20 protein-coding genes and 1 pseudogene are annotated in these 21580 nt (G+C 59.6%); 14 read left to right on the forward strand and 7 right to left on the reverse strand.

From position 1 onward, the window contains the following. Nucleotides 1-8 precede the first annotated feature (8 nt). Nucleotides 9-1775: a DEAD/DEAH box helicase gene (locus D3791_RS14525; protein WP_061952426.1), complete on the forward strand. Its 1767-nt coding sequence runs from the start codon at nt 9-11 to the stop codon at nt 1773-1775. 34 nt (nt 1776-1809) lie between these two features. Here the strand turns inward: D3791_RS14525 and D3791_RS14530 are convergent, their stop codons facing one another. From D3791_RS14530 to D3791_RS14540, 3 genes are all read right to left on the reverse strand, one after another. Continuing rightward, nucleotides 1810-2388: a dihydrofolate reductase family protein gene (locus D3791_RS14530; protein ID WP_022876319.1), complete on the reverse strand. Its 579-nt coding sequence runs from the start codon at nt 2386-2388 to the stop codon at nt 1810-1812. 95 nt (nt 2389-2483) lie between these two features. Continuing rightward, nucleotides 2484-3077: an isochorismatase family protein gene (locus tag D3791_RS14535; protein ID WP_172512604.1), complete on the reverse strand. Its 594-nt coding sequence runs from the start codon at nt 3075-3077 to the stop codon at nt 2484-2486. Between the two features lie 76 nt (nt 3078-3153). Continuing rightward, entirely contained in the window at nt 3154-4452 is a 1299-nt protein-coding gene (locus D3791_RS14540) for a nicotinate phosphoribosyltransferase (RefSeq protein WP_022876317.1), read from the reverse strand. A 144-nt stretch (nt 4453-4596) separates the two neighbouring features. Between D3791_RS14540 and clpS the strand changes: the two genes are divergently transcribed. The 6 genes and pseudogenes from clpS (at nt 4597) to rdgB (ending at nt 8926) form a co-directional block, all read left to right on the forward strand. After that, nucleotides 4597-4881, forward strand: coding sequence for an ATP-dependent Clp protease adapter ClpS (gene clpS / locus D3791_RS14545; RefSeq protein WP_022876316.1), 285 nt, complete (start codon nt 4597-4599; stop codon nt 4879-4881). A 2-nt stretch (nt 4882-4883) separates the two neighbouring features. Then, the gene (locus D3791_RS14550) at nt 4884-5462 is read left to right on the forward strand and encodes a DUF2017 domain-containing protein (protein WP_022876315.1); all 579 of its coding nucleotides are present in this window, start codon (nt 4884-4886) and stop codon (nt 5460-5462) included. A 3-nt stretch (nt 5463-5465) separates the two neighbouring features. Then, on the forward strand, nt 5466-6389 hold the full coding sequence (murI, locus tag D3791_RS14555; RefSeq protein ID WP_022876314.1) for a glutamate racemase: 924 nt from the start codon (nt 5466-5468) through the stop codon (nt 6387-6389). Then, a pseudogene (locus D3791_RS14560) lies at nt 6386-7180 on the forward strand (MBL fold metallo-hydrolase); the annotation flags it as partial. The gene murI and the pseudogene D3791_RS14560, both read left to right, overlap by 4 nt. A gap of 379 nt (nt 7181-7559) precedes the next feature. Then, entirely contained in the window at nt 7560-8294 is a 735-nt protein-coding gene (rph, locus tag D3791_RS14565) for a ribonuclease PH (protein WP_022876312.1), read from the forward strand. Next, nucleotides 8291-8926, forward strand: coding sequence for an RdgB/HAM1 family non-canonical purine NTP pyrophosphatase (rdgB, locus tag D3791_RS14570; protein WP_172512606.1), 636 nt, complete (start codon nt 8291-8293; stop codon nt 8924-8926). The genes rph and rdgB overlap by 4 nt, the downstream gene beginning before the upstream one ends. Before the next feature lie 93 nt (nt 8927-9019). Here rdgB and D3791_RS14575 read toward each other — a convergent pair whose 3' ends face one another. The 3 genes from D3791_RS14575 to D3791_RS14585 are packed head-to-tail and all read right to left on the reverse strand — an operon-like array spanning nt 9020 to nt 12142. Next, nucleotides 9020-10747, reverse strand: coding sequence for a CotH kinase family protein (locus D3791_RS14575; protein WP_172512607.1), 1728 nt, complete (start codon nt 10745-10747; stop codon nt 9020-9022). Nucleotides 10748-10754: 7 nt separating this feature from the next. Next, nucleotides 10755-11528: a polyphosphate polymerase domain-containing protein gene (locus tag D3791_RS14580; RefSeq protein WP_172512608.1), complete on the reverse strand. Its 774-nt coding sequence runs from the start codon at nt 11526-11528 to the stop codon at nt 10755-10757. Further along, nucleotides 11525-12142 (reverse strand): DUF4956 domain-containing protein, encoded by a 618-nt coding sequence (locus D3791_RS14585; protein ID WP_172512609.1) that lies wholly within the window; start codon nt 12140-12142, stop codon nt 11525-11527. Before D3791_RS14585 ends, D3791_RS14580 begins: the two co-directional genes overlap by 4 nt. Before the next feature lie 329 nt (nt 12143-12471). Between D3791_RS14585 and D3791_RS14590 the strand changes: the two genes are divergently transcribed. The 5 genes from D3791_RS14590 to D3791_RS14610 all read left to right on the forward strand — a co-directional run bounded on the left by D3791_RS14590 (nt 12472) and on the right by D3791_RS14610 (nt 16293). Then, the gene (locus D3791_RS14590) at nt 12472-12831 is read left to right on the forward strand and encodes a GntR family transcriptional regulator (RefSeq protein ID WP_022876307.1); all 360 of its coding nucleotides are present in this window, start codon (nt 12472-12474) and stop codon (nt 12829-12831) included. A 28-nt stretch (nt 12832-12859) separates the two neighbouring features. Then, nucleotides 12860-13771, forward strand: a complete 912-nt coding sequence (locus D3791_RS14595) for an ABC transporter ATP-binding protein (protein ID WP_172512610.1) — start codon at nt 12860-12862, stop codon at nt 13769-13771. Further along, a complete protein-coding gene (locus D3791_RS14600; RefSeq protein ID WP_022876305.1) occupies nt 13768-14463 on the forward strand; it encodes a hypothetical protein in 696 nt (231 codons plus the stop codon). Before D3791_RS14595 ends, D3791_RS14600 begins: the two co-directional genes overlap by 4 nt. Nucleotides 14464-14598: 135 nt before the next feature. Next, a complete protein-coding gene (locus tag D3791_RS14605; RefSeq protein WP_172512611.1) occupies nt 14599-15096 on the forward strand; it encodes an SRPBCC domain-containing protein in 498 nt (165 codons plus the stop codon). 195 nt (nt 15097-15291) lie between these two features. After that, nucleotides 15292-16293 carry a 3'-5' exonuclease gene (locus D3791_RS14610; RefSeq protein ID WP_172512612.1) on the forward strand — a complete coding sequence of 334 codons (1002 nt, stop codon included), beginning with the start codon at nt 15292-15294 and terminating at the stop codon, nt 16291-16293. 72 nt (nt 16294-16365) lie between these two features. On the opposite strand, the gene D3791_RS14615 is transcribed toward D3791_RS14610, so the two are convergent. Beyond that, entirely contained in the window at nt 16366-17304 is a 939-nt protein-coding gene (locus D3791_RS14615; protein ID WP_061952412.1) for an ADP-ribosylglycohydrolase family protein, read from the reverse strand. Nucleotides 17305-17355: 51 nt separating this feature from the next. Between D3791_RS14615 and D3791_RS14620 the strand changes: the two genes are divergently transcribed. Together D3791_RS14620 and D3791_RS14625 are read left to right on the forward strand one after the other, a co-directional pair. Continuing rightward, complete coding sequence (locus D3791_RS14620; protein WP_172512613.1) at nt 17356-18522, forward strand: exonuclease SbcCD subunit D; 1167 nt, start codon at nt 17356-17358, stop codon at nt 18520-18522. Next, complete coding sequence (locus D3791_RS14625) at nt 18519-21572, forward strand: AAA family ATPase (protein ID WP_172512614.1); 3054 nt, start codon at nt 18519-18521, stop codon at nt 21570-21572. The genes D3791_RS14620 and D3791_RS14625 overlap by 4 nt, the downstream gene beginning before the upstream one ends. The last annotated feature ends 8 nt before the right edge of the window (nt 21573-21580 follow it).

A 21580-nucleotide genomic window follows, 5' to 3' on the forward strand; every position in this document is an offset into this window, starting at 1 on the left:
AAAGGTATATGACCGAGACACTCTTTGATTTTGGCGACAAGCTTCCACTGGAAGACAAGCTCCCCGTAGCGTATCCGGAACGAGCGGCCTGGGGAACCGGGCCCAAGCTTCGTGCCTGGCAGGCAGAGGCCTTGGCCCAGTACTTCGAGACCGAGCCCAAGGACTTCATGGCCGTGGCAACTCCCGGCGCAGGTAAAACGACGTTCGCGCTGCGCCTGGCCAAGGTGCTCATCGATTCCGGCAAGATCAATCGCATGATCGTTGTCGCCCCCACCGACCACTTGAAAAAGCAGTGGGCCGATTCGGCGGCACGCGTGGGCATTGCCCTGGACCCGAATTACAAGAACTCCGATGGCCGCCACGGCTCGCACTATATGGGCGTCGCGGTGACCTATGCGCAGGTGGCGCTGAAGCCAGCGGTGCATCGCGCCAAAACGGAGAATGCCCGCACCCTGGTGATCATGGACGAGGTGCACCACGCTGGTGACGCCCTGTCCTGGGGCGACGGCATCCGCGAAGCCTTTGAACCGGCAACCCGCCGCCTGGCGCTGACCGGTACGCCGTTCCGTTCCGATGCCGCCCCGATTCCCTTCGTGCAGTATGTCGACGAGGGCGACGGCATCCGCCGCTCCAAGGCCGACTACACCTACGGCTACGGCAATGCGCTGGCCGACCATGTGGTCCGCCCGGTGCTGTTCATGGCTTATTCCGGCAATATGCGCTGGCGCACTGCGGCCGGCGAGGAAATGGAAGCCAACCTCGGCGAAGGCTTCACCAAAGACGTCACCGCCCACGCCTGGCGCACCGCCTTGGACCCGCACGGCGACTGGATTCCCTCGGTGCTTCGCGCTGCCGATCGCCGCCTGTCCGAGGTGCGTCGTACCGTCAAGGACGCCGGCGGCCTGATCATCGCCACCGACCATGAAGATGCCCGCGGTTATGCCAGCCAGCTGGAGGCGATCTGCGGCGAAAAGGTCACCACCATCCTTTCCGATGATCCCAAGGCCTCACAGAAGATCGATGACTTCGCTGCCTCGGATGCCCGCTGGATGGTCGCAGTGCGCATGGTGTCCGAGGGCGTTGACGTTCCACGCCTCTGCGTTGGCGTCTACGCCACCAGCACCTCGACCCCGTTGTTCTTCGCCCAGGCGGTGGGACGCTTCGTGCGTAGCCGCAAACGCGGGGAAGTAGCCAGCGTCTTCCTGCCTTCGGTGCCGATCCTGATGGCCCTGGCCAACGAGATGGAAGTCGAACGCGACCACGCCTTGGACAAGGAAGGCAACAAGGACGAGGACGGCCTTGACGATTCCTTGCTGGAAGAAGCCAACAAGGAAGACAAGGCCAGCGATGAGCTGGTGCGCAACAAATTCGAGGCGCTCAATTCCCAAGCCTCCTTTGACCGCGTGCTTTTTGACGGCGGCGAGTTCGGTACCGGCGCCGACATCGGCAGCGACGAGGAACTGGGGTTCCTTGGAATCCCGGGCTTGCTGGACACCGATCAGGTCTCCGAGCTGCTGCGCAAGCAGCAGAGCAAGCAGATCAACAAGGGCGGTACCAAACCCGAACCGGTCTCCGATCATCGGCGGATGATGGATCTGCGTACCAAGCTATCCAAAAACGTCTCGGCGTGGGCAGCTCGCACTGGGATGCCGCACGGACAGGTTCACAACAAGCTGCGCAGCGTCTGTGGCGGTCCGGCGGTGCCGCAGGCTACCGCCGATCAGCTGCAGGCACGCATCGACAAGCTGCAGGATTGGTTCGTCGGACGCAAGTAGCCCGGTCCGTGGCCGGGACACTGGCCTATGACCGCTAAGCCCGGTCGTAGGTCAGCACCCTGATGCCAGAGTCCAGCATGACCTGATCCACCGGACGGAACATCTGGACGTTGAAGGGCCCGTCGAACAGCGGGATGCCTGAACCGATGATCGATGGGTTCTGCTTGAGGACCAATCGGTCGATTTCCGGCAGCAAGCTGTGGGCGAGCTTCCCTCCTCCCACCAGCCATAGATCTTTTCCAGCCTCCGCCTTGAGCTGTCGAACCCGATCCAGGGCATCGCCGCGGACGATTTCAACTGCGGGATCCTGGCTGGCCAGCGTGGTTGAGAAAACCAGATGGCGCAGGTGCGGATAAGCGTCTGTGGTGCCCGCAGCCAGTCCGACTTCGTAGGATGACCGTCCTTCCAAGGCGGTGTCGAAGACGGTCCCGGGACCAGAAATCCCCATGGCATCGCGCGCCGGGCCTGGCAGGGTTTCCGGGTAGTTCCCGACCATGAATTCGATCAGATCCGCGCCAAGCGGGAAGAACTCTGCTCCACTGGGATCCCCGCCCTCGGGAGAGGCGATGTAGCCGTCCAATGTGGTCGCTACGTAGTACACGAGTTTTCGCATGCTGATCCGTCCCTTGAGGCTCACTGTGTGTCCCCAGCATGCCCGGGGACTTGCCGGCCGGTCAAGAGCCCGTGGTCGCAGTACCTTGTCGGCAGCTAGCCTAGGCTGAGCACCGTGACCCCGGCAGTCCGCAGTTCCTCATGGACGGCCGGCAGGTTCCGTGGTGACACCGCCGCGGTCAAAGGGGAGATGACGGTGGCCTCAAAGCCCTCGGCCACCGCATCCAAGGCTGTGGCACGGACGCAGTGATCGGCTGCCAGCCCCACGATGTCCACGGTGGTGATTCCCGCCTCGCGCAGCCACGGAGCCAATAGCGTGCCGCTTTCATCCGCCAGCGGTGCATCGGCGACGAGTTCTCGTGCTTCGAATCCCGAATAGGCCGCGGCGAATCGCCCCTTGGCAAAATGGGCGTCGATCGCGGTGTCCTGGATTAATGGATGCAGAGCCGCGCCCTGGGTGCCGGCAACGCAGTGCACCGGCCAGGAATCGACAAAGTCCGGCGACTGCGAAAAATGGGCTCCCGGCTCGATATGCCAATCTTGGGTGGTGATGACCGCGGCATAGCTCTCCCGGCGTTCGGCCACATCACTGGCGATGGCAGCGGCCACGGCATTGCCGCCCGCTACAGCCAAGGCTCCGCCTTCGCAAAAGTCAGGTTGCAGATCAATGATCAGCAGGGCTCGGGTCATGGCTTGCTCCTTGATGCGGACCGTCGATTCCAACTGTGAAGATGCTACGGCCCGCAACTGAGATTTTCGTGTGTTTTCAGTCCTGGATCATGATGGTCGGGATCACTGGCTCGCCACGCTGCAGCTTGCGGGCCACGCCCGGCAATTCCTGGATGGAGGCCCGATGGCGTTCGGTGGCCTTCTTGACTCCCGAAGCCCCGGTGTAGGACATATCGATCTCGCCGTTGACTACCAGTGGCACGACGAGCTCGCGTTCCGGTCCACCGGTGGTGTGGGAGGTGGTCGAAACGACTTCGGCCACCGCGCGGTCGCGGTCATTAAGCTGGCGGACAGCGTGCTTGCGCCCGCCGACGCTGGCCTTGTTAGCCGCCGCCTTGGCTACCGGAATCCAGGTGCCGGCATCGTCCTGGCGGGCCACGAGCTTGTAGACCATCGAGGCGGTCGGATGCCCCGAACCGGTCACCAGGGCGGTGCCTACGCCATAGGAATCCACCGGCGCGCTGGCCAGGGCCGCGATGGCGTATTCGTCCAAGTCCGAGGTGACGGTGATCTTGGTGTTCCAGTTCCCGAGATCATCGAGCAGCTGGCGGACCCAGCCGGCCTGCTGAACCAGGTCGCCGGAATCCAGGCGAACGCCGCCCAGCTCGGGACCGGCGACCTCGACCGCGGTGCGCACGCCGTTCTCCACGTCGTAGGTGTCCACCAGCAAAATGGTGTCCTTGCCCAGCGACGCGACCTGCGCCTCGAAGGCGGCGCGTTCTGAATCGTGCAGCAGGGTGAAGGAGTGGGCGGAGGTGCCCACGGTCTTCAGGCCATAGCGCGCTCCGGCCTCCAAATTCGAGGTCGAGGTGAAGCCGGCGATCATTGCCGCACGCGCGGCGGCGACGGCGGACTCTTCATGGGTGCGGCGCGAACCCATTTCGATGCAGGGGCGCTCGCCGGCCGAAGCGATCATGCGCGAGGCGGCCGAAGCGATAGCCGAGTCATGGTTCATGATCGAGAGCAGGTAGGTCTCGATCACGCAGGCTTCGGCGAAGGTGGATTCCACGGTCAGCAGCGGCGAGTTTGGGAAGTACAGCTCGCCTTCGGCATAGCCGGAGATATTGCCGCTGAAACGGTAGTTCTCCAGGTACTTGATGGTCGCGGCGTTGACAACCTTGTTATCCGACAGGTAGCGCAGCTGCTCATCGTCGAAGTGGAAGTCGGCCAAGCCTTCCAGGAGGCGGCCGGTGCCACCGACTACGCCGTAGCGTCGACCCTCTGGCAAGCGCCGTGCGAAAGCTTCGAACACGGATGGGCGGTGGGCCGCACCTGACTCGAGAGCCGCCTGTAGCATGGTCAACTCGTAGTGGTCGGTGAAGAGGCTGGTGCGCATGGGACGCTCCTGGGGATCGAAAAAAGTATCAGTGGTGGTCTTGGAAGTTCTAATAGACCGGTTTTACTGTATAACGCCTCACGCTGAAGATGATATTTACCGTGTCCTGCGTGGCGTTCAGGATCCGCGCGTAAAATAGAGATCATGACCGCAATGCCCGATGTACTTCCCGAAATCGAAACCGCCGCCACCAACGAAAAGCCATGGCGCTTGATCGTGTGGAACGACCCGGTGAACTTGATGAGCTACGTGGCTTATGTATTCCGCTCATACTTCGGTTTCACTGCGGAGAAGGCTGAACAGCTCATGCTGCAGGTGCATCACGATGGCTTTTGCGCCGTGCGCAGCGGCAGCCGCGAAGCGATTGAATCGGATGTGCAGGCCATGCACGGATTCGGGCTCAATGCGACCATGACCCAGGAGGCCTAAGCGTGGCGAAGGCCTTTAAATACGGTGCCCACGGCATTACCGGCACCTTGCACTCGGCTGAGCGCAAATTGCTTCGAGAGCTCTTCGGCGATGTGATCACCATGCTGGAGGAACGCGCCGAGGTGCATCAGCTGCCAGAAGACATCGATCCCTTGTACGCATTGACCGGGATGCGGCCTGAGTCGATGGATCTGCCGCCGGTTTCGGACCCGGCCTTGGCCAAGCTGCTGCCCGATGCCAGCGATGACCCGGTGGTGGCTGCTGAGCACCGCAGGCTGACCGAAGCCGATCTGATTGCGCAGAAGACCGGTCGCTTGCGCGAAGCGCAGTTCCTGCTGGAAACCGACAAGATTGTCTTGGAAAAAGAGAATGCGCAACGCTTTGCGCAGGCGCTGAATGATGTGCGGCTCGTCTTGGCGGAGCGTTTGGAAATCCGTGACGAGCAAGATGCCGCGCGAGTTTCCGAAGTGCTCGATGCCGCCGAGGTTGAAACTCCGGAAGAGTACCTGGCCTTGGTGTACAACTTGGTTTCATGGGTGCAGGATACGTTGATGAGTGCACTGATGGATGCGGAGTTTTAGTCGATGAATTCTTATTTTGCCACCGGACAAGTTTCAGCTCCTGACTCCGATACGCCCATCGGCATTTTCGACTCCGGGGTTGGGGGACTGACTGTCGCCCGGGCGATTATCGACCAGCTGCCGGGCGAATCCCTGATCTATGTGGGGGACACGGCTAATTCTCCGTACGGCCCATTGCCTATTGCCCAGGTGCGAGCCAACGCCTTGGGCGTCATGGATGAGCTGGTGGATGCCGGCGTGAAGCTGCTGGTGATCGCGTGCAATTCGGCGTCGGCCGCGGTTCTGCGTGATGCTCGCGAACGATACACCGCACGCTACGGAATCCCAGTCGTCGAGGTCATCCAGCCTGCGGTGCGCCGCGCTGTGGCTGGTTCCAAGAACGGCAAGATCGGCATCATCGGCACGCAGGCCACCGTAGGTTCACGCGCCTATGAGGACGCCTTTGCCGCCGCGCCCAATCTGCAAGTGACTTCCGTGGCCTGCCCGCGTTTTGTGGAGTTCGTGGAATCCGGGATTACCGCGGGACCGGAACTTCTGCAGATCGCGCAGGAGTACTTGGCGCCGTTGCAGGAAGCCGGCGTCGACACCCTGATTTTGGGCTGCACGCACTACCCGTTGCTCACCGGTGTGATCTCCTATGTGATGGGTGATGGCGTCACATTGGTTTCCAGCGCGGAAGAAACCGCCAAGGATGTTTTCCGCGCTTTGACGCGCCATTCGCTGGTTCGCGAAGACGGTGTCGCGGCGCGTCATGAGTTCCTTGCCACAGGTAACGCTGATAGTTTTGGTGTACTGGCTCGCCGTTTCCTCGGTCCCGAGGTCTTGCAGGTGCGCCACGTGGACCATGTGGCCGCCCACTACCCGACCGGTGCCATCGCGCGGATTACCCCGCAAATGATCGCCGCGTCGAAAGCGAGAAACGAATGAAGCTGACCATCATTGGATGCACCGGGTCGTTCCCGGGACCGGGATCTCCCGCGTCCTGCTACCTGGTGTCGGCCTTTGATGGCACCCGCGACTGGAAGATCCTGCTTGATTTGGGCTCCGGCGCGTTGGGCGTGCTTCAGCGCTACACCGATATCAAGGATATCGACGGGATCATGATTTCCCATCTGCACCCGGACCACTGCATGGACCTGTGCGGAATGCACGTGGCAATCCGCTGGGATCCCAATGGCTGGGGCCGTGACCGCATGCTCGTGCATGGACCGGAAGCCACCGCGGATCGAATCGAAACAGCTTATTCCCTGCCTGATGGCGACACCATGGCCAAGGATTACGACTTCCAGGTGTGGACGCCGAACAAGCCGGTGAACATCGGCCCGTTCACCATCACTCCCTATCCGGTGCGGCATCCGATCGACGAAGCGTATGCCTTGCGCGTGGAAGCCAGCGAACCTGGCCCAGACGGCGAGTTGCTGACCAGTGTGCTGACCTACTCGGGGGACACCGATTCCTGCGATGGTTTGGTGGAAGCCGCCAAAGATGCAGATATGTTCCTCTGCGAAGCCGCTTTTGAAGAAGGCCGCGACGACCATATCGATGGCGTGCACCTGACCGGAAAGCGCGCTGGCGAAATGGCCACGGCGGCCGGCGTCGAACGCATGCTGCTCACGCACATCCCGGTGTGGACCGACATCAACAAGGTTGTCGAGGAAGCCAAGGAAACCTATACGGGCGGCATCGCTGTCGCTGTTTCCGGCGTGACCTATGGCGTGTACTCGGGAAGCTTGAAAGAGGACAAGGATCCGGATCGCTTCAAGGGCGAGAAGGGTACCGATTATCTCAAGACCCGCACCGGAACCCTGCCGACGATTTCCTATGAGAAGACCCGCAAGTTCCCGCTGCTCAAGCGCAAGAAGTAGCCGAGTTTCCGCTGAAAAGCACCGCCGCAACGCCATGAAGCGTTCGGCGGTGCTTCGCTGTTTTCCGGGCTTACCAGAGCCGCGAGCAGCAAGCCGGCATCGCGCGGCCGGGCCGTTGCTGCGTGCAGATTGTCCCGCGCATCTGAACGCTGCCGGTCGGGGAGGTGCATTTCACCGTAACGCTATGGCGATCTCGCGAGAATCAGGGCCCCGGCGTGGTTAGGATGGAAGCATGACTTTACGCGCTGACGGCCGAGGAGCCGCGCAACTTCGAGACATCACCATCACCCGCGGCTGGTCCGCACAGGCCGAAGGGTCTGCCCTGATTGAATTCGGGAACACCCGAGTGCTGTGCACCGCCTCCTTTACCGAGGGCGTGCCACGCTGGCTGAAGGGGCAGGGGACCGGATGGGTCACCGCCGAATACGCCATGCTGCCACGAGCCACCAACACTCGAAACTCCCGCGAGTCGGTCAAGGGCAAGCTCTCGGGCCGCACCCACGAAATCTCGCGTCTGATCGGCCGCTCCCTGCGCGCCGTGGTCGACACCAAGGCACTGGGTGAAAACACCATCGTGCTGGACTGCGACGTGTTGCAGGCTGACGGCGGCACCCGCACCGCCGCCATCACCGGTGCCTACGTGGCGCTGGCCGAGGCCATTGCCTGGGCCCGCTCCCAGGGCATCGTGAAGGAGAACGTCAAGGTGCTCACCGATTCGGTGGCAGCTATCTCTGTCGGCATCATCGATGGCACTCCGATGCTGGACCTGCCCTATGAAGAAGACGTCCGCGCAGAGACCGACATGAACGTCGTGGTCACTGGTTCCGGCGACTTCGTCGAGGTCCAGGGCACCGCCGAGGGCGTGCCATTCAAGCGTGCCGAGCTCGACTCGCTGCTTGACCTCGCCCTGGGCGGGACCAACGAGCTGGCACAGATCCAGCGCGAGACCCTGAAGAACACCAAATGAGCCAGCCAGTTCTCGTTCTCGCTTCGCATAACCAGGGCAAATTGCGTGAACTGCGCGAACTATTGCGCGGGCAGGTGCCAGGACTGGACGTTGACACCCAGGTGATCGACGCAGCGACTGCTGGAGCAACCGACCCGGTTGAAGACCAGGTGACTTTCCAGGGCAATGCGCTGAAAAAAGCCCGCGAGATCGCAGCATCGACGGGCTTGATCGCGCTCGCCGACGACTCCGGCCTGAGCGTTGACGTGCTTGGCGGCGCACCGGGGATCTTCTCGGCGCGCTGGTCCGGTGTCCACGGCAACGATGAGGCGAATATGGACCTGCTGCTGGCGCAGCTGGGCGATATCGCCGCTGAGCACCGTGGCGCGCAGTTCGTTTGCGCAGCAGCGTTGGCAACACCAGAAGGCGACGAATTCGTTGAGCTGGGGAAGGTCGAAGGGCAACTGCGCACCGAACGCGCTGGCGAGCATGGCTTCGGCTATGATCCGATCTTTGAACCAGCCGGCGCCGGCAAGTCGATGGCGCAGCACACTCCCGAGGAGAAGAACGCGATCTCGCATCGTGCTCGGGCCTTTGCCGCGCTGCTTCCCACGATTGTGGAAACCGTCAGCAAGGCCTTGAACAGCAACTGATTATCGCAGCAACAAACGCCAGCCAGCATTGCCCATACGGCAATGTTGGCTGGCGTTTGTCATGTCCGGATCAGGGTCCCGAATTCTCGATGATCACGAGCTGGACGTTGGGGATGCGCTCGGGCTAGCGTCATCTTCCTCGGTCTTCGGAGCCGTTGATGGCTGCTGCGTGTTTGGCGTGGAAGACTGCACGGAATCCGAGGTGAAGTGCGAGCGGATCGTATCCGCTTCGCTACTGACAGTCTCGGCATCAATCAGGTCGCTGGCTTCGTTATTCAACAACGTGGTCCACTTGTTGAGGATTTCTTCGGCCGTGCCAGACTCGTAAAGCTTGTCAGCCAATTCAGTCTTGGCAGCTTCATATTGGGCCTTGAAATCTTCGTCAGCCAGGAATCGAGTCACCAGCGGATTGGACTTTCCACCCATGGACTTTCCGCCGTTCTGGCCACCTGCAGGCTTGTCCTTGCTTTCTGTTGTGTTGGTGTCATTGGAGGAATTCTGGTCCGGGGGAGTCATGTTCCCGCCGGGCGCGCCGCCCTGGCCATCCATGGCTGGCGGTTGGCCGCCTCCGCGACCTGTGAAGGACAGGCCATCTGGCATCTGGCCGTTGGCCAAATCCTTGAGGACATCAATGAGTTTGGTGCCGTCCTGCAGGGTCATCTGTTCTGGAAGCTCCATGCCATCAGGAACGGTTCCAGCCTCGATCTGCTTCTTGGCATCGGCCAGCTTGAGGCCGTCGGGCAGCATGCTGGTGAGCAGCGAGTCGGAGTCCATCTTGCCGGGGCCTTCGCCATTGCCGCCTCCCATTGCTCCGCCGCCGCCCATTCCGCCAGGACCAGAACCGAAGGAGAGGTTCTGATCCCAAGCCACAACGGTCATCTTCTTGGTTTCGCTGTCGTACCGCAGGAAGGAATTGTTGCCTGGTCCATCGATGTCATCGGTATTCGACACGAGATCCTGCATGGCCAAGTAGGTAGCAAATTGGTCGGTGTCGAGATAATCGGAGAGCTTGCTCGAGAAATCTTCATCGGAAGAGTTGTTCACGAAATCCAGGAATGTGGCAATGGGAGTCAGATCATCGGCTCCGGACTCGACCTCGAAAGCGGATTCGTAGTCGCTCGCAGCATCTCCACGATATGAATAGTCGCCATCGGCATCGGCCTTGTAGGTAATGCCATCGCCCTCAAAGGTCTCATCGCTGTAGAGCTCGTCGGAGGGGTTATCAATGACCAGACGCAGTTCGGCATCCGAGCCGTTGAGCGAGAAACGGGTTGCAGCAGCATGCTCGGTGGCGAGTCCTGCTTCTCCCAGCAGATCAAGGGCAACCGCCTCATTGAGCGAGGATTCGCTGGAGTTGGTCCTAATGACGAATTCGGAGCGGCCGGAGTACGACTGGTTCGCTTCGAACTTGTCCAGTCGCAGGACCCATGGCAACGTCGCGGCATCCGATGATTCATCGGCTCCGCGCAGGGTGGAGTTGCCCTTCAGCTTCATTCCCACGTTCTTGAAGGTGGTTCCGTCAATGGTGACGTCAGCCGAGATCCAGTCTTTCGTGCCATCGGCTGCATAGGCCTTCAGCGCTGCAGTGATGTCATCTGGCTCGGCCGTCACACTGATTTCATGGACGGAATCAGCATTGAAGAACGTTGCTGTTTCGGTGCTGATCTCGGTGTTGACGACGCTCTGTGCCGAGGCGACATTGGTGCAACCGGCCAGAGCGAGGGCGGCAACGGAAAGTGAAGCCACGGCAGTCATAACCCGTGGGGATCTGAATCCGAATTGGCGCGGGGACTGCGCCCGGTGGCGGGGTGAGTCGATCATGATGCTCCTAAGGATGCAGGGATACTGAAGTGGATATCTTGTGTTTGGTCGTCTTGTGCCAGCGGTTTGCCGGCAGATGCTGGTCGAGCAGGCTCATGCCGGTAGCGAATTTCGAGATGCGTGAGGGCCGCACATGGTGGCTCCACAGCAACTTGTCTGCCGGGCCGGCGTTCATGGCGGACTTCGTTTCCACGATGATCTCGTTGCATTCGAGGCGCGTCCCGGACTTCGGATCTGTCCACACCAGGTTGGTGTCCACGGTGACGCGGCTGTTCGTCTGGGGCAGATACAAGGTCGTGCGGGTATACGAGGAATCAATGACCGGGGTAAGCAGCTGCGGATCAATCGGACAGGATCCCAGCTCGTGGTCCAAGGTCTCTTGAATGTAGTCCAGCGATTCGCCGCTCAGCGCGTCACGGGACATGAACGGATGCTCGATGCGTTCCTTGACCGTCTGCTCACGGGCACCTTCAGTTTTCACTTCCAGATAGCACTGTTCGGTATCCATGTAGCTTCGGGTGCGTACCTTGAATCGGCGGCGGCGCGGATGGGCTGCCAGATGGAAACTGGCGAGATCAGGCGTATCGAAGTACACCGAGGTGTAATCAGATGCTCGGCGTTCATCGATGGATAGGACCAGCGCCTGTTGGCCCAGTATCGGGAGGACTTCGGCGGCTTGCTCTTGGGTGAGGATGTATTTGCGGTCCGTTCGAGTCTGCAAGGCGGCGGCCGCGTTGAGTTCCTCGAGGCTAATGGTTTCTAGGTGGTCGGTGAAATTCATCGTGTCTGTCCGGTAATCACTTCGTGGTTTTCTACGGTTCGCGACGCTGAGGACTCGATCATGGTGGCCGTCGGCTGTGAAAAGCGAACCTTGACGATGGTCTTGTCGTTGATCAGGTCCAGCTGCTGAACCACTGCCTGGTGGATGGTTGCTCCTCCGAAGAGCAAGCTCAGATGTGCATTGAGTTCATCGTCGTTGGCTATGGCCCGATCCAGAATGACCTCCTGATGGCGGTAGGTCGGCAGGACTTTCGAATGATCGGCAACCAGCATGGCGACCAGGATCAAGCCCACCAGAGCCAATGGCAGCCAAATCGGCGTTGGGCCCATGCCGGTGATCAGGCCAATGGCCAGGGCCGAGAAGTAATAGGCGATTTCGTGCTGCTCCAGCTCGGTCGAGCGCAAGCGGATGATGGAAAGAACCCCGAACAGTCCCATGCCCAGTCCGGCGCTGACTGTGCTTCCGGCCAAAGCGGTGGCGACCGCAAAAACTCCGATGTTGATGCCGATATAGGACACGGCCAAATCGCGGCGCCGATGGCGGCGAAGGTACAGGCCAAAAGTGAGGATCAAAATGGCAGCAATATCGGCGGCCGCAAAAAGCAAGATGTTCATGGAAGTCCTTGTAGTTCTTCGGAAAGGGGGCTGGGTTAAGCATTGAATCCTTTACTGTGCGATTCGTAGGATGACCACTTGAGGAAGCTAAGGCGCAGGTCAAAAGGAACTCTCGGACAAGAAAATGGATTGTTTTCCAGCAGATAAAAACGCGGAATTCTGGGGAATTTCGACGAATTTTTGGCTTCCGTATGCATTGATTATGAAAATGCCCAGAAGGGCAAAACGGGTCATGGGTTGCGCTCTGCCGCAATGGGTTCTATGGTTAGTTGCATGAGTAACTAACCCACTAACCAAGCTGGTGGGTTTGAGCACGGAGAGGAGCCAGCATGATCGATGATTCGAAACCGATTTTCATGCAGATCGCTGAGCTGATCGAGAACGACATCATCTCTGGTGTTCTAGCTGAAGAAGCGCAGGTTCCATCAACCAATGAGTTCGCAGCCTTCTACCGGATCAACCCGGCGACCGCCGCCAAAGGGATCAATCGTTTGGTGGAAGACGGACTGCTCTATAAGAAGCGGGGGATCGGCATGTTTGTCACACGGGGAGCACCACAGCGGTTACGCGAAAAGCGCCGCGAGAAATTCCAGCAGCAATTCATCGCACCACTGACCGCCGAAGCATCCAAACTCGGCATCGGCATCGAAGAACTGGTCTCCATGATCAAGACCGGTTCAGCAGGCTAACCATCATCACGAGGTAAGGAGGAACAGCATGACTCGATCAACAGCAATCGCCACCCGCGAGCTGAGCAAGACTTATAAAGACGTACGCGCCCTGGATAATGTGACTCTGGATTTGGAACCTAACCGAATCTACGGGCTGCTCGGCCGTAACGGTGCAGGCAAGACCACACTGATGTCTATCCTGACTGGACAGAACTACCCTGATCAGGGAACGGCACACATCTTCGGACGCGCGCCCTTCGAGAATGACTTGACCCTTTCGCGCATCTGCTTCATTCGCGAATCGCAAAAGTACCCCGAAGACTTCAAAGTCCATCAAGCTTTCAAAGCCGCCGCAATGTTCTTCGAGAACTGGGATGAGCAGCTGGCGCTAGATCTTGTTGAGGCCTTCGCCCTGCCGGCCAAGCGTCGGATCAAGAAGCTATCCCGCGGTCAGCTCTCTGCTGTCGGCGTCATCATTGGTATGGCTTCTCGCGCCGAGATCACTTTCTTTGATGAACCGTATTTAGGGCTGGATGCGGTGGCCCGGCAGATCTTCTACGACCGTTTGGTTGAAGACTTTGCCGAATACCCACGCACCATCGTGCTATCCAGCCACTTGATCGATGAGGTGGCGAACCTGCTTGAACACGTCATCGTGATCGATAAGGGCCGCATCGTAGTGGACAGTGACGCCGAAGAACTACGTGGAGCCGCGGTCACCGTAACCGGCGATGCGAAAAAGGTCCAAGAATTCATTGGGGCGGCCGAGGTACTGCACCGCGATTCACTGGGTGCGCTGGCCAGCGTGACTATCAAGGCCAAGCTCAGCGGGGACCAACGCGAACAAGCAAAGCTCATGGGACTGGATTTGAGCCCAGTCTCACTGCAGCAGCTGGTTGTTCGCAGTGCATTGAGCACCAACGAAGGAACTGACAAAAGAACGGAGGCACGAGCATGAACCGCATAATGAAAGTTGCGCGCATGCAGCTGATCAACAAAGCCACCTTTATCGGCATTCCGCTGATGATCCTGGTCAGCGCGTTCCTCTTTACCATGACTATTTGGTGGTTGGTCCGCCGAAGCGGAGGGGAAGGCGTGCTGTATGGCGGCGGAGCCCAGGCACCCATGTGGTACTTCCTGGCGCTGGGTATTCAAGCGCTGACGATGACGTTCCCATTCTCAATGGCGATGAGCATCTCGCGACGTACCTTCTACTTGGGTACCCTAGCGCTGTTTTCGGTCTGTGCCCTGGTGCTCTCGGTCTTCTACTACCTCATGGGTCTGGTGGAAACGGCTACCGGCGGGTGGGGACTTGACGGACGATTCTTCGCGTTGCAATGGATTGCCGACAATAGCGGGTTCATTCAGATCATGTTCTACTTTGTGCTGATGGTCTTGTTATTCATGATCGGATTCTTCGTCGCAACCATTTATATGCGCTGGCGCCAAACTGGCATGGTAGTTTTCTTTACCGTGCTGGGACTGCTGGTTCTGGGCATCATCGCTTTGTTCACGTTCACGAGCTTCTGGGGTCAGTTCTGGAGCTGGGCGCTGACTTGGACTGCCGGGTCAGTGACCCTGTGGGGTGGGCTCGTAGCCGTACTCGTAGCCGCTGGTTCCTATCTCACCTTGCGCAAAGCCACCGCCTGATCGCAGGAATGGAACGGGAACATCAGTTGCAATGCCCTCGCCACTGGCGGGGGCATTGACCTGCCTTCTCAATGATGCACTTGTTATTCTTTGAAGACTTCAACAATGCCGCCACGATCGCCCAGGAGAACCGCCATGAGCATCCAAGGAACAGGGACGCGAGATCATTCGAATGCTCTGGAATTACGGCGCTCATTCAGGATCAGTGCGACTAAATTATGGCGGTACCTCGTTGACTCGGATTATCTAGATCAGTGGTTTGGAGCCTGGCAGGGTGACCCAGAGAGCCGACGGGTACAGGTCACGCTCAGCGCCGAAGAAGGCTCACCTACAGAGTCGGTGGAGATTCTTGATTGCGACCAGCGAGCCTTGCTACTGGAAGTTCGCACGGGCCAGGGCAGCGAAAGCTGGCAGCTGGAACTGCACATCGAAACTCGGGACGAGGGGAGCGAATTGGTCTTCCGGATGCCCGGACTGGACCCGCAGATGGCCTCTTCGGTGGGGCCAGGGTGGGAATTCTATCTGGATAGACTGGTCGCTGCGGTGAATGGGAAAGACGCTGGCCTTGTGGTGTTTGAACCGGACTACTACCCGGGACTGAGCGAATACTATAAGGCGCTGTTCAACTCATAAACCGCGAGCCACTCCAATGTGAGATGCCCTGCCTTGGCAGAGCCTCCCAGTTTCCGGGCAGGAGTAATATGCGCACGTCAGTAGCGGCATACAAGGAAAATGCCGACCGACTCGATGTAGGCCAGCAGATTCCGTTCGAACCCCGCCGAGGTCTTGAATGCCGTGTCTTGAGCTAAGAAGAGTAAGCTATTGGGCGTGGCATTGGACTTCACAGCAGTAGATTTTGAGACAGCAAACGGCTTTATCGGCTCCGCCTGTTCGGTGGGCCTGGTAAAGGTTCGTTCCGGAAAAATCGTTGAAACCGAACAGTGGCTTTTGAAGCCTCCTGTTGGATTCGACCACTTTGACCCGCGCAACGTGTCGATCCACCAAATCACCCCGGACATGGTTATCGACGCGCCGCGCGTTACCGAGAAATTACCAGAATTGCTGGACTTCATTGGCCCCGACGTCCTGGTAGCGCATAACTCAGCCTTTGATTCAGGCGTTATCCGCGCTGCATCGGAAGCCAGCGAAATCCCGGTTCCGGAAATCGCGCATCTGTGCACCGTGAAACTCTCCCGCAAGGCCTACGACCTGCCCAGCTATTCGCTGCCCTTCGTTGCAGAAGAAGCGGGACATCCCATTGAAAACCACCACGAAGCGCTCGCCGACTCCACGGCCTGCGCTTGGGCCATGATCGATATGGCCCAACGCAGCGGCTTTGACTCCTTGCTGGAGACCGCTGACCACTACGGCGTGCGTTTGGGGCTGACCCAGGCATGGCAGCCGGGCGATGAATATTCTCGTGCTACTCGTGACGCCCAAGGTTGGCTCGCATCCGGCCACCCCTTGCCGCCACAGGACGCGTTTAATAACTGGCCCCAGGAAGGGCCCAATCCCTCTCCTAATCCCGAAGCTGATCCGGGGCATCCGCTCTATGGGCAGATCATGGTCTTCACCGGGAACTTGGCACTGCCACGCCCGCAGGCCAAAGAGCTCGCAGCAGAACATGGAGCGCAAACGGCATCCCGGGTTACCCGAGCAACCACCGCTCTGGTTGTCGGTGATGGATTCGTCCCGCAGGACCTGGCCAATGGCCGATTGACCAACAAGGCGAAGCACGTCTTGCGCCTGCGGGAAAAGGGGCAAAAGGTCAGCATCATTTCCGAAGGCGAGTTCATGCAGATGGTCGGTGGCTTCGGGCTCACCGCCTGATCGACGCCAGATATGACAATCGGTGGCCGGCTCATTTGAGCCGGCCACCGATTGCCTATTTCAAGGTCATAATTAGACCAGCAGAGCCATCCAACGATCATGCAATTCAGAAATGATGTCATCCAGCGCGCTGGCAGGACGCTCGCCAACAGCTTCGGTGCCATAGACCGCCGCCAGCAAGGCAACGGCGTAGGCATCAACCTCAGGATCGCGGTCTTCCGGAACGGACACCACCGATTCAGGAGCTGCCGCCACATCTGACTCGGCCGACTCGTCCTCGGAAGCATCGCCGAAGTAGGCGTTGTAGGCATCTTCAGGGGACAGCGCAATATTCTCGCGGATCCTTGCCACCACGCTGCGAAGTGCCTCGGCCGATGGACCCTCAAGGCCAACGAGCAGGTCCTCCCACTCGCCAGCCGACTCCTCGGAACGCTCCATGGCCGATCGGATGATCTTTGCCGCGGCTACCGAAGTCTTTGCAGCCTGGGCATCGTGCGTCAAGAAGGCTGCCGAACGGGCCAGGGTTTCGGTCGTGCCCAACGGAACGCGGGCCAACAATGCGGTGATCGCCGCGCGAGGCAATACACCGGTTGAGTCAGCTCCGGCGCCGGTGGGACGCCCAGCCTGGCCCATGTCGGCACTATTCAGTCCGGAGATATTCTGTGGATCGCCGTCAGCGATTTTCTCGAAAATCTCAACCTTGGGGAATTCGTTATCAATCCAGCGGCCCAAAGGTTCAGGCGCGCCGGTTGGGAAGGACCCGGTTAGCTTCTTGTAGCTGCGAAGCGCGGCAAGCCACATGCAGGCTGCCTCGTCGCTAGCGACACCATCACGAGCCCACTCCAACGCTTCTAGCAGGCCATCGGCCAGGTAGAGGGGGAGGATTTCGGTGGCACCGGGGTCGATGTCGTCACGGGCGTGGGTTGCGCCGTCGGCTAGGCCGAGGAGGATCGCAAACACCTTGTCTGAGTAGTTCTCTGGCAGGAGTGCAGATTCACCGGTTTCATTCACAGCTCCATTCTAATGTCCAAGTTGTCCCCAACATTGCATATGGTTGGAAATATGCGATTGCTACATACCTCTGATTGGCATCTGGGCCGCACCTTCCACGGCGCATCCCTGATCGACGCCCAGCGCAGCGTGCTTCAGGAAATCATCAATGTCACGGCCAACCAGCAGGTTCAAGCGGTGCTGATCTCCGGTGATATCTATGATCGGGCGCTGCCCCATGTGGATGCAGTCCAGCTGTGCAACTGGGCGCTGCGGGAATTGCGGGCCACCGGGGCCACCGTCATCATTACCAGCGGCAATCATGATTCGGCCTCGCGCCTCGGATTTGGCGCCGAGCTCTTGGATAGCGCTGGGGTGCACATCATTGCTGATATCGATCGTATGGTCCATCCCGTGCTCTGCGACGCGGGAGATCATCAGGTCGCCATTTTTGGCATCCCCTATCTGGAGCCCCGCATGGTGATGGAGCGGCTGGGAGCTGCCAAGGCCAGCCATGAATCGGTGGTGCGGGCAGCCATCGGAGAAATCGATAAGCACCTAGCGGCAGCAGATCATGGCGGGAAGCCAGTGGTTTCCATCGCGATGGCTCACCTCTTCGCAGCGGGCGGCATCGGCAGCGATTCCGAGCGCGAGCTGAGCACAGGAAACCTTGATGTGGTTCCCATGGAGCTTTTTGAGCACTTTGATTATGCCGCCTTGGGACACCTGCATGGACGCCAAAAGGTGCGCGACCATGTGCGCTATTCGGGGTCACCCTTGGCTTATTCCTTCTCAGAGGTCAACCAGACCAAGGGCATGTGGCTGATCGACACCAACGCTGGCGGCATCGAATCGGTGCAAGAGATCTTGCTGTCTGTACCCAAGAAATTAGCTGTCCTGAAGGGAAAGCTGCCCGATCTTCTCAGCGATCCGGAACTTGAATACGCCACCGAAGCGTGGTGCCAGATCACGCTCACCGACGCGCAACGCCCCGCCGATGCGATGACGGCACTGCGAGCTCGATTCCCCGATACCGTCGTTCTGAATTTCGCCCCTGAAGGCGGGCCGGAAAACAGTGCTCCATCCACGTATGCGCAGCGGATGGCCAAGGCGACAAGCACCGAAGACGTGGTCGGCGACTTCATGGAGCATGTCCGCGAACGCGCGGCTGATGAAGCAGAACGCGAAGTCATCAGCACCGTTATCCGAGCTACTCGAGAATCACAGGTGAGCCAGTGAGAATTCATAAGCTCCAGATCCAGGCCTTCGGCCCATTCGCCGGCAGCGAGCAGATCGACTTCGATGAGCTTGCCGAAGGCGGGCTGTTCCTACTTGACGGCCCCACCGGTGCAGGCAAATCCAGCATCCTCGATGCAATTTGTTATGCCCTCTATGGTTCGCTGCCCGGCAGCCGAACCGGCAGCCGCCAGATTCGTTCCGACCATGCTCCCGCCGAGTTGGCGCCGGAGGTGACCTGCGAGCTGACCATTGGCGACCGCCGCTTCGAAGTGACCCGGTCACCAGCGTGGGTGCGCCCGTCAAAGCGCGGCAAGAACAAGACCACGGAACAAAAAGCTTCGAGCCTGCTCAGGGAATTCACTTCACAGGGGTGGAAAGAACTCTCGACCCGCAATGACGAGGTGGGCCATGTGCTCGGCAGCCTCCTGGGGCTTGACCGTGAACAATTCACCAAGGTGGTTATGCTGCCCCAGGGCGGGTTTGCCGATTTCCTCCGAGCCAAGGCAAAGGATCGCGAGGATCTCTTGGCCAATCTCTTTGATACGAGCGACTACGCACGTATCGAGGAGGAGTTCTCGGCGCGCTTGGCAGAGGAACGCAAGAAAACCGAGAGCGTCGAAGCACGATTGAGTGCCGCCGAAGACGCCATTCATTCTGAAGCACGGGCTTTCCTCGCCGGCCGCGAACAGCACGATAACGCTGAAGAGCAAAACGAATCCAAGTCGCTGACGACGGAAGAGTCCTTTGCCGGCTACCGCACCCGGATTGAACAGATTCTTCGCTTGGCCGAGGCTGAAGCCACGAAGTTGAAGGCCAACAGGTCGCGCACCGGCGATGTAGTGCGGGCTCTGGATGAGCGTCGCCGCCTCTTTGCACGGCACGGCGAACTGAAAACCATGCAACAGCGCTATGCCGAGAATCATGAGGCAGCGGTCATCGCCAGCGGCAGACTGGAAAAGGATGCCCAAGCCAGTTCCGTGCGGGCTTATCTTGCGCAGGCGAAAAGCGCTCGGTCCACCGTAGATGAAGCTTCGCTGGCCTGGCAACGGCAGCAACGTTGGCTCAGCGAAGAACTGGAGCTAACCGGTGAAGCAACATCCACGGGCCTGGAGACCTTGCGCCAGCACAGCCAACAGGTTGCTGCAGAATTAGCCGTCGCCAAATCAGCGCTGGATGAAGAACAACGGCGAGTTCCTTTGGCTAACGAGGTAGCCCAGGCCAAGCAACGCGCTGCCGAGCATGAACAGGCCCGGGTGAAAGCCGAAACCGAAGTCGCGCAGCTTTCAACTGAACGCGAAGAATTGGCCAGCGGTGACTTGGATCAGGTGGCCGCGGGGGACAAGCTGCACCAGGCCAAAGAACGCCAACAGTTGCTGGAAACGCAGATTGCCCACGCGATCGCTCGCGATGACCTGGAGGAAAAGGTCCTCACGGCCCGCGAAGCGGCCAGCGCACAAGAGCTGAAGATTGTCGAAGCGGAGAAAAGCTTGTTGGCTCTTCGCACGGAGCAATTGAGCCAAAGCGCGTTGTGCCTTGCCGCTGCATTGGAAGACGGGAAACCCTGCTTGGTCTGCGGCTCGGCAGAGCACCCGGCCCCGGCAATGGCAGATGCGGATGCAACCCTGATCGATGACGAGCAGATCCAACGATCCGAGGCACTGGTGGCCGAGGCACGCGCAGCGGGGCAAAAGGCCGCCCAGACACGCGACACTTTGCTGGCTAAATTGGAAACGTCGCAGCTCTCTGCCGGTGAGAAAAGCGTTGCTGAATTGCGGGTCGAACTTGGCCAGACGCAAGAAGAGCTGGAGCTCGTACGCAAGCACCAGACTGAAGTGACTGTACGCATCACAAAACTTGAACAACTTCGCGGACGCATCGAACAGCTGACTGCTCGTGCTGCCCAATCTGGCATTGAATATGCCACAGCGCACCAGAGCGCCCAGTCGCTGACCGCCCAGTTGCAGGAGCTTGATGCCAGGCTCCAAGAGCTGCGCAGCGGAAAGAAGAACCTTGCGGACCAGGTGGCGGAGCTTCAGGGCAGATCCGCAGGCCTGGCGAAGTCGGTCCAGGCTTTGCAGACCCTGATGGGCGCTCGCGAAGCGCTGGCCAAGGCGGAATCTTCGTGGGAGATCGAGCGTCAAGCCGCGGGCTTTGACACGGTTGAAGACTTCACTTCGGCGATCCTTGACGACGCGGAACGAGAGCGTTTACGCCAGCTGCACCGCGCGGATGCGGATCTTTTCAGCGCCATTGCCGTCTTGGAAAATTCAGAAGACTACCGAGCCGCCCAGGAGCTTCATGCCAAGGGCCTTGGGGCGCCAAGCGAAGAAGAACTCCAGAACGCCCGGGCGCAAGCTGTCGCTGCTGAAGAAGAGTATGAATCAGCGCGCGAGCAAGTGGTTCTGGCAGTCACGCGTTTGGAACGCCATGATCAGGCAGTCGATGAGTTGCAGCTGCTTCGAGCAGATGCCGGACCGGTCATCGAAGCCTACCGCCGACTGCGCGGTCTGGCCGAAGTCATCAGGGGCGGGGGAGAGAACCTCTACAAGATGACCCTGAGCACCTACGTCCTGGCGGCGCGGCTTGAGGAAGTGGCAATCGCCGCGACCGAGCGTTTGGATGCGATGTCCGGCGGTCGTTATTCACTGCACCACGACGATTCAAAGCAGGGAAATGCCAAGTCCGGGCTGGGTCTTCGTGTTCTGGACTCGTGGACCGGAAAGTACCGGGAAACCCAGACTCTCTCCGGCGGCGAGACGTTCATGGCTTCGCTGGCGTTGGCCCTGGGGCTAGCGGATGTGATTTCCCATCACTCGGGTGCCGTGGACATGCAGACGCTCTTTGTAGACGAGGGCTTCGGCTCCTTGGACGCTGAGACGCTCGAAGAGGTGATGCAGGCGCTGGAGAATCTGCGCGCTGGCGGACGAACCATCGGCCTGGTCTCGCACGTTGCCGAGATGAAACAACGCATCACCAATCGGGTCTCGGTGCTCAAAACCCAGCACGGTTCAACGATTCAGCGTGACGGCCTGCTGTTAGCTTCCCCATAAGATTGGAC

Source organism: Glutamicibacter mishrai (assembly GCF_012221945.1).
Taxonomy (GTDB): domain Bacteria; phylum Actinomycetota; class Actinomycetes; order Actinomycetales; family Micrococcaceae; genus Glutamicibacter; species Glutamicibacter mishrai.

Bases quoted from the DNA above. Each gene is read 5' to 3' on its own strand.
- D3791_RS14620 (WP_172512613.1), top strand. From the start codon at position 17,356: ATGCGATTGCTACATACCTCTGATTGGCATCTGGGCCGCACCTTCCAC.
- D3791_RS14605 (WP_172512611.1), top strand. From the start codon at position 14,599: ATGAGCATCCAAGGAACAGGGACGCGAGATCATTCGAATGCTCTGGAA.
- D3791_RS14540 (WP_022876317.1), bottom strand. From the start codon at position 4,452: ATGCGCACCAGCCTCTTCACCGACCACTACGAGTTGACCATGCTACAG.
- D3791_RS14525 (WP_061952426.1), top strand. From the start codon at position 9: ATGACCGAGACACTCTTTGATTTTGGCGACAAGCTTCCACTGGAAGAC.
- murI (WP_022876314.1), top strand. From the start codon at position 5,466: ATGAATTCTTATTTTGCCACCGGACAAGTTTCAGCTCCTGACTCCGAT.
- D3791_RS14600 (WP_022876305.1), top strand. From the start codon at position 13,768: ATGAACCGCATAATGAAAGTTGCGCGCATGCAGCTGATCAACAAAGCC.
- D3791_RS14575 (WP_172512607.1), bottom strand. From the start codon at position 10,747: ATGATCGACTCACCCCGCCACCGGGCGCAGTCCCCGCGCCAATTCGGA.
- D3791_RS14590 (WP_022876307.1), top strand. From the start codon at position 12,472: ATGATCGATGATTCGAAACCGATTTTCATGCAGATCGCTGAGCTGATC.
- D3791_RS14595 (WP_172512610.1), top strand. From the start codon at position 12,860: ATGACTCGATCAACAGCAATCGCCACCCGCGAGCTGAGCAAGACTTAT.
- D3791_RS14535 (WP_172512604.1), bottom strand. From the start codon at position 3,077: ATGACCCGAGCCCTGCTGATCATTGATCTGCAACCTGACTTTTGCGAA.
- D3791_RS14580 (WP_172512608.1), bottom strand. From the start codon at position 11,528: ATGAATTTCACCGACCACCTAGAAACCATTAGCCTCGAGGAACTCAAC.
- rdgB (WP_172512606.1), top strand. From the start codon at position 8,291: ATGAGCCAGCCAGTTCTCGTTCTCGCTTCGCATAACCAGGGCAAATTG.
- clpS (WP_022876316.1), top strand. From the start codon at position 4,597: ATGACCGCAATGCCCGATGTACTTCCCGAAATCGAAACCGCCGCCACC.
- D3791_RS14530 (WP_022876319.1), bottom strand. From the start codon at position 2,388: ATGCGAAAACTCGTGTACTACGTAGCGACCACATTGGACGGCTACATC.
- rph (WP_022876312.1), top strand. From the start codon at position 7,560: ATGACTTTACGCGCTGACGGCCGAGGAGCCGCGCAACTTCGAGACATC.
- D3791_RS14585 (WP_172512609.1), bottom strand. From the start codon at position 12,142: ATGAACATCTTGCTTTTTGCGGCCGCCGATATTGCTGCCATTTTGATC.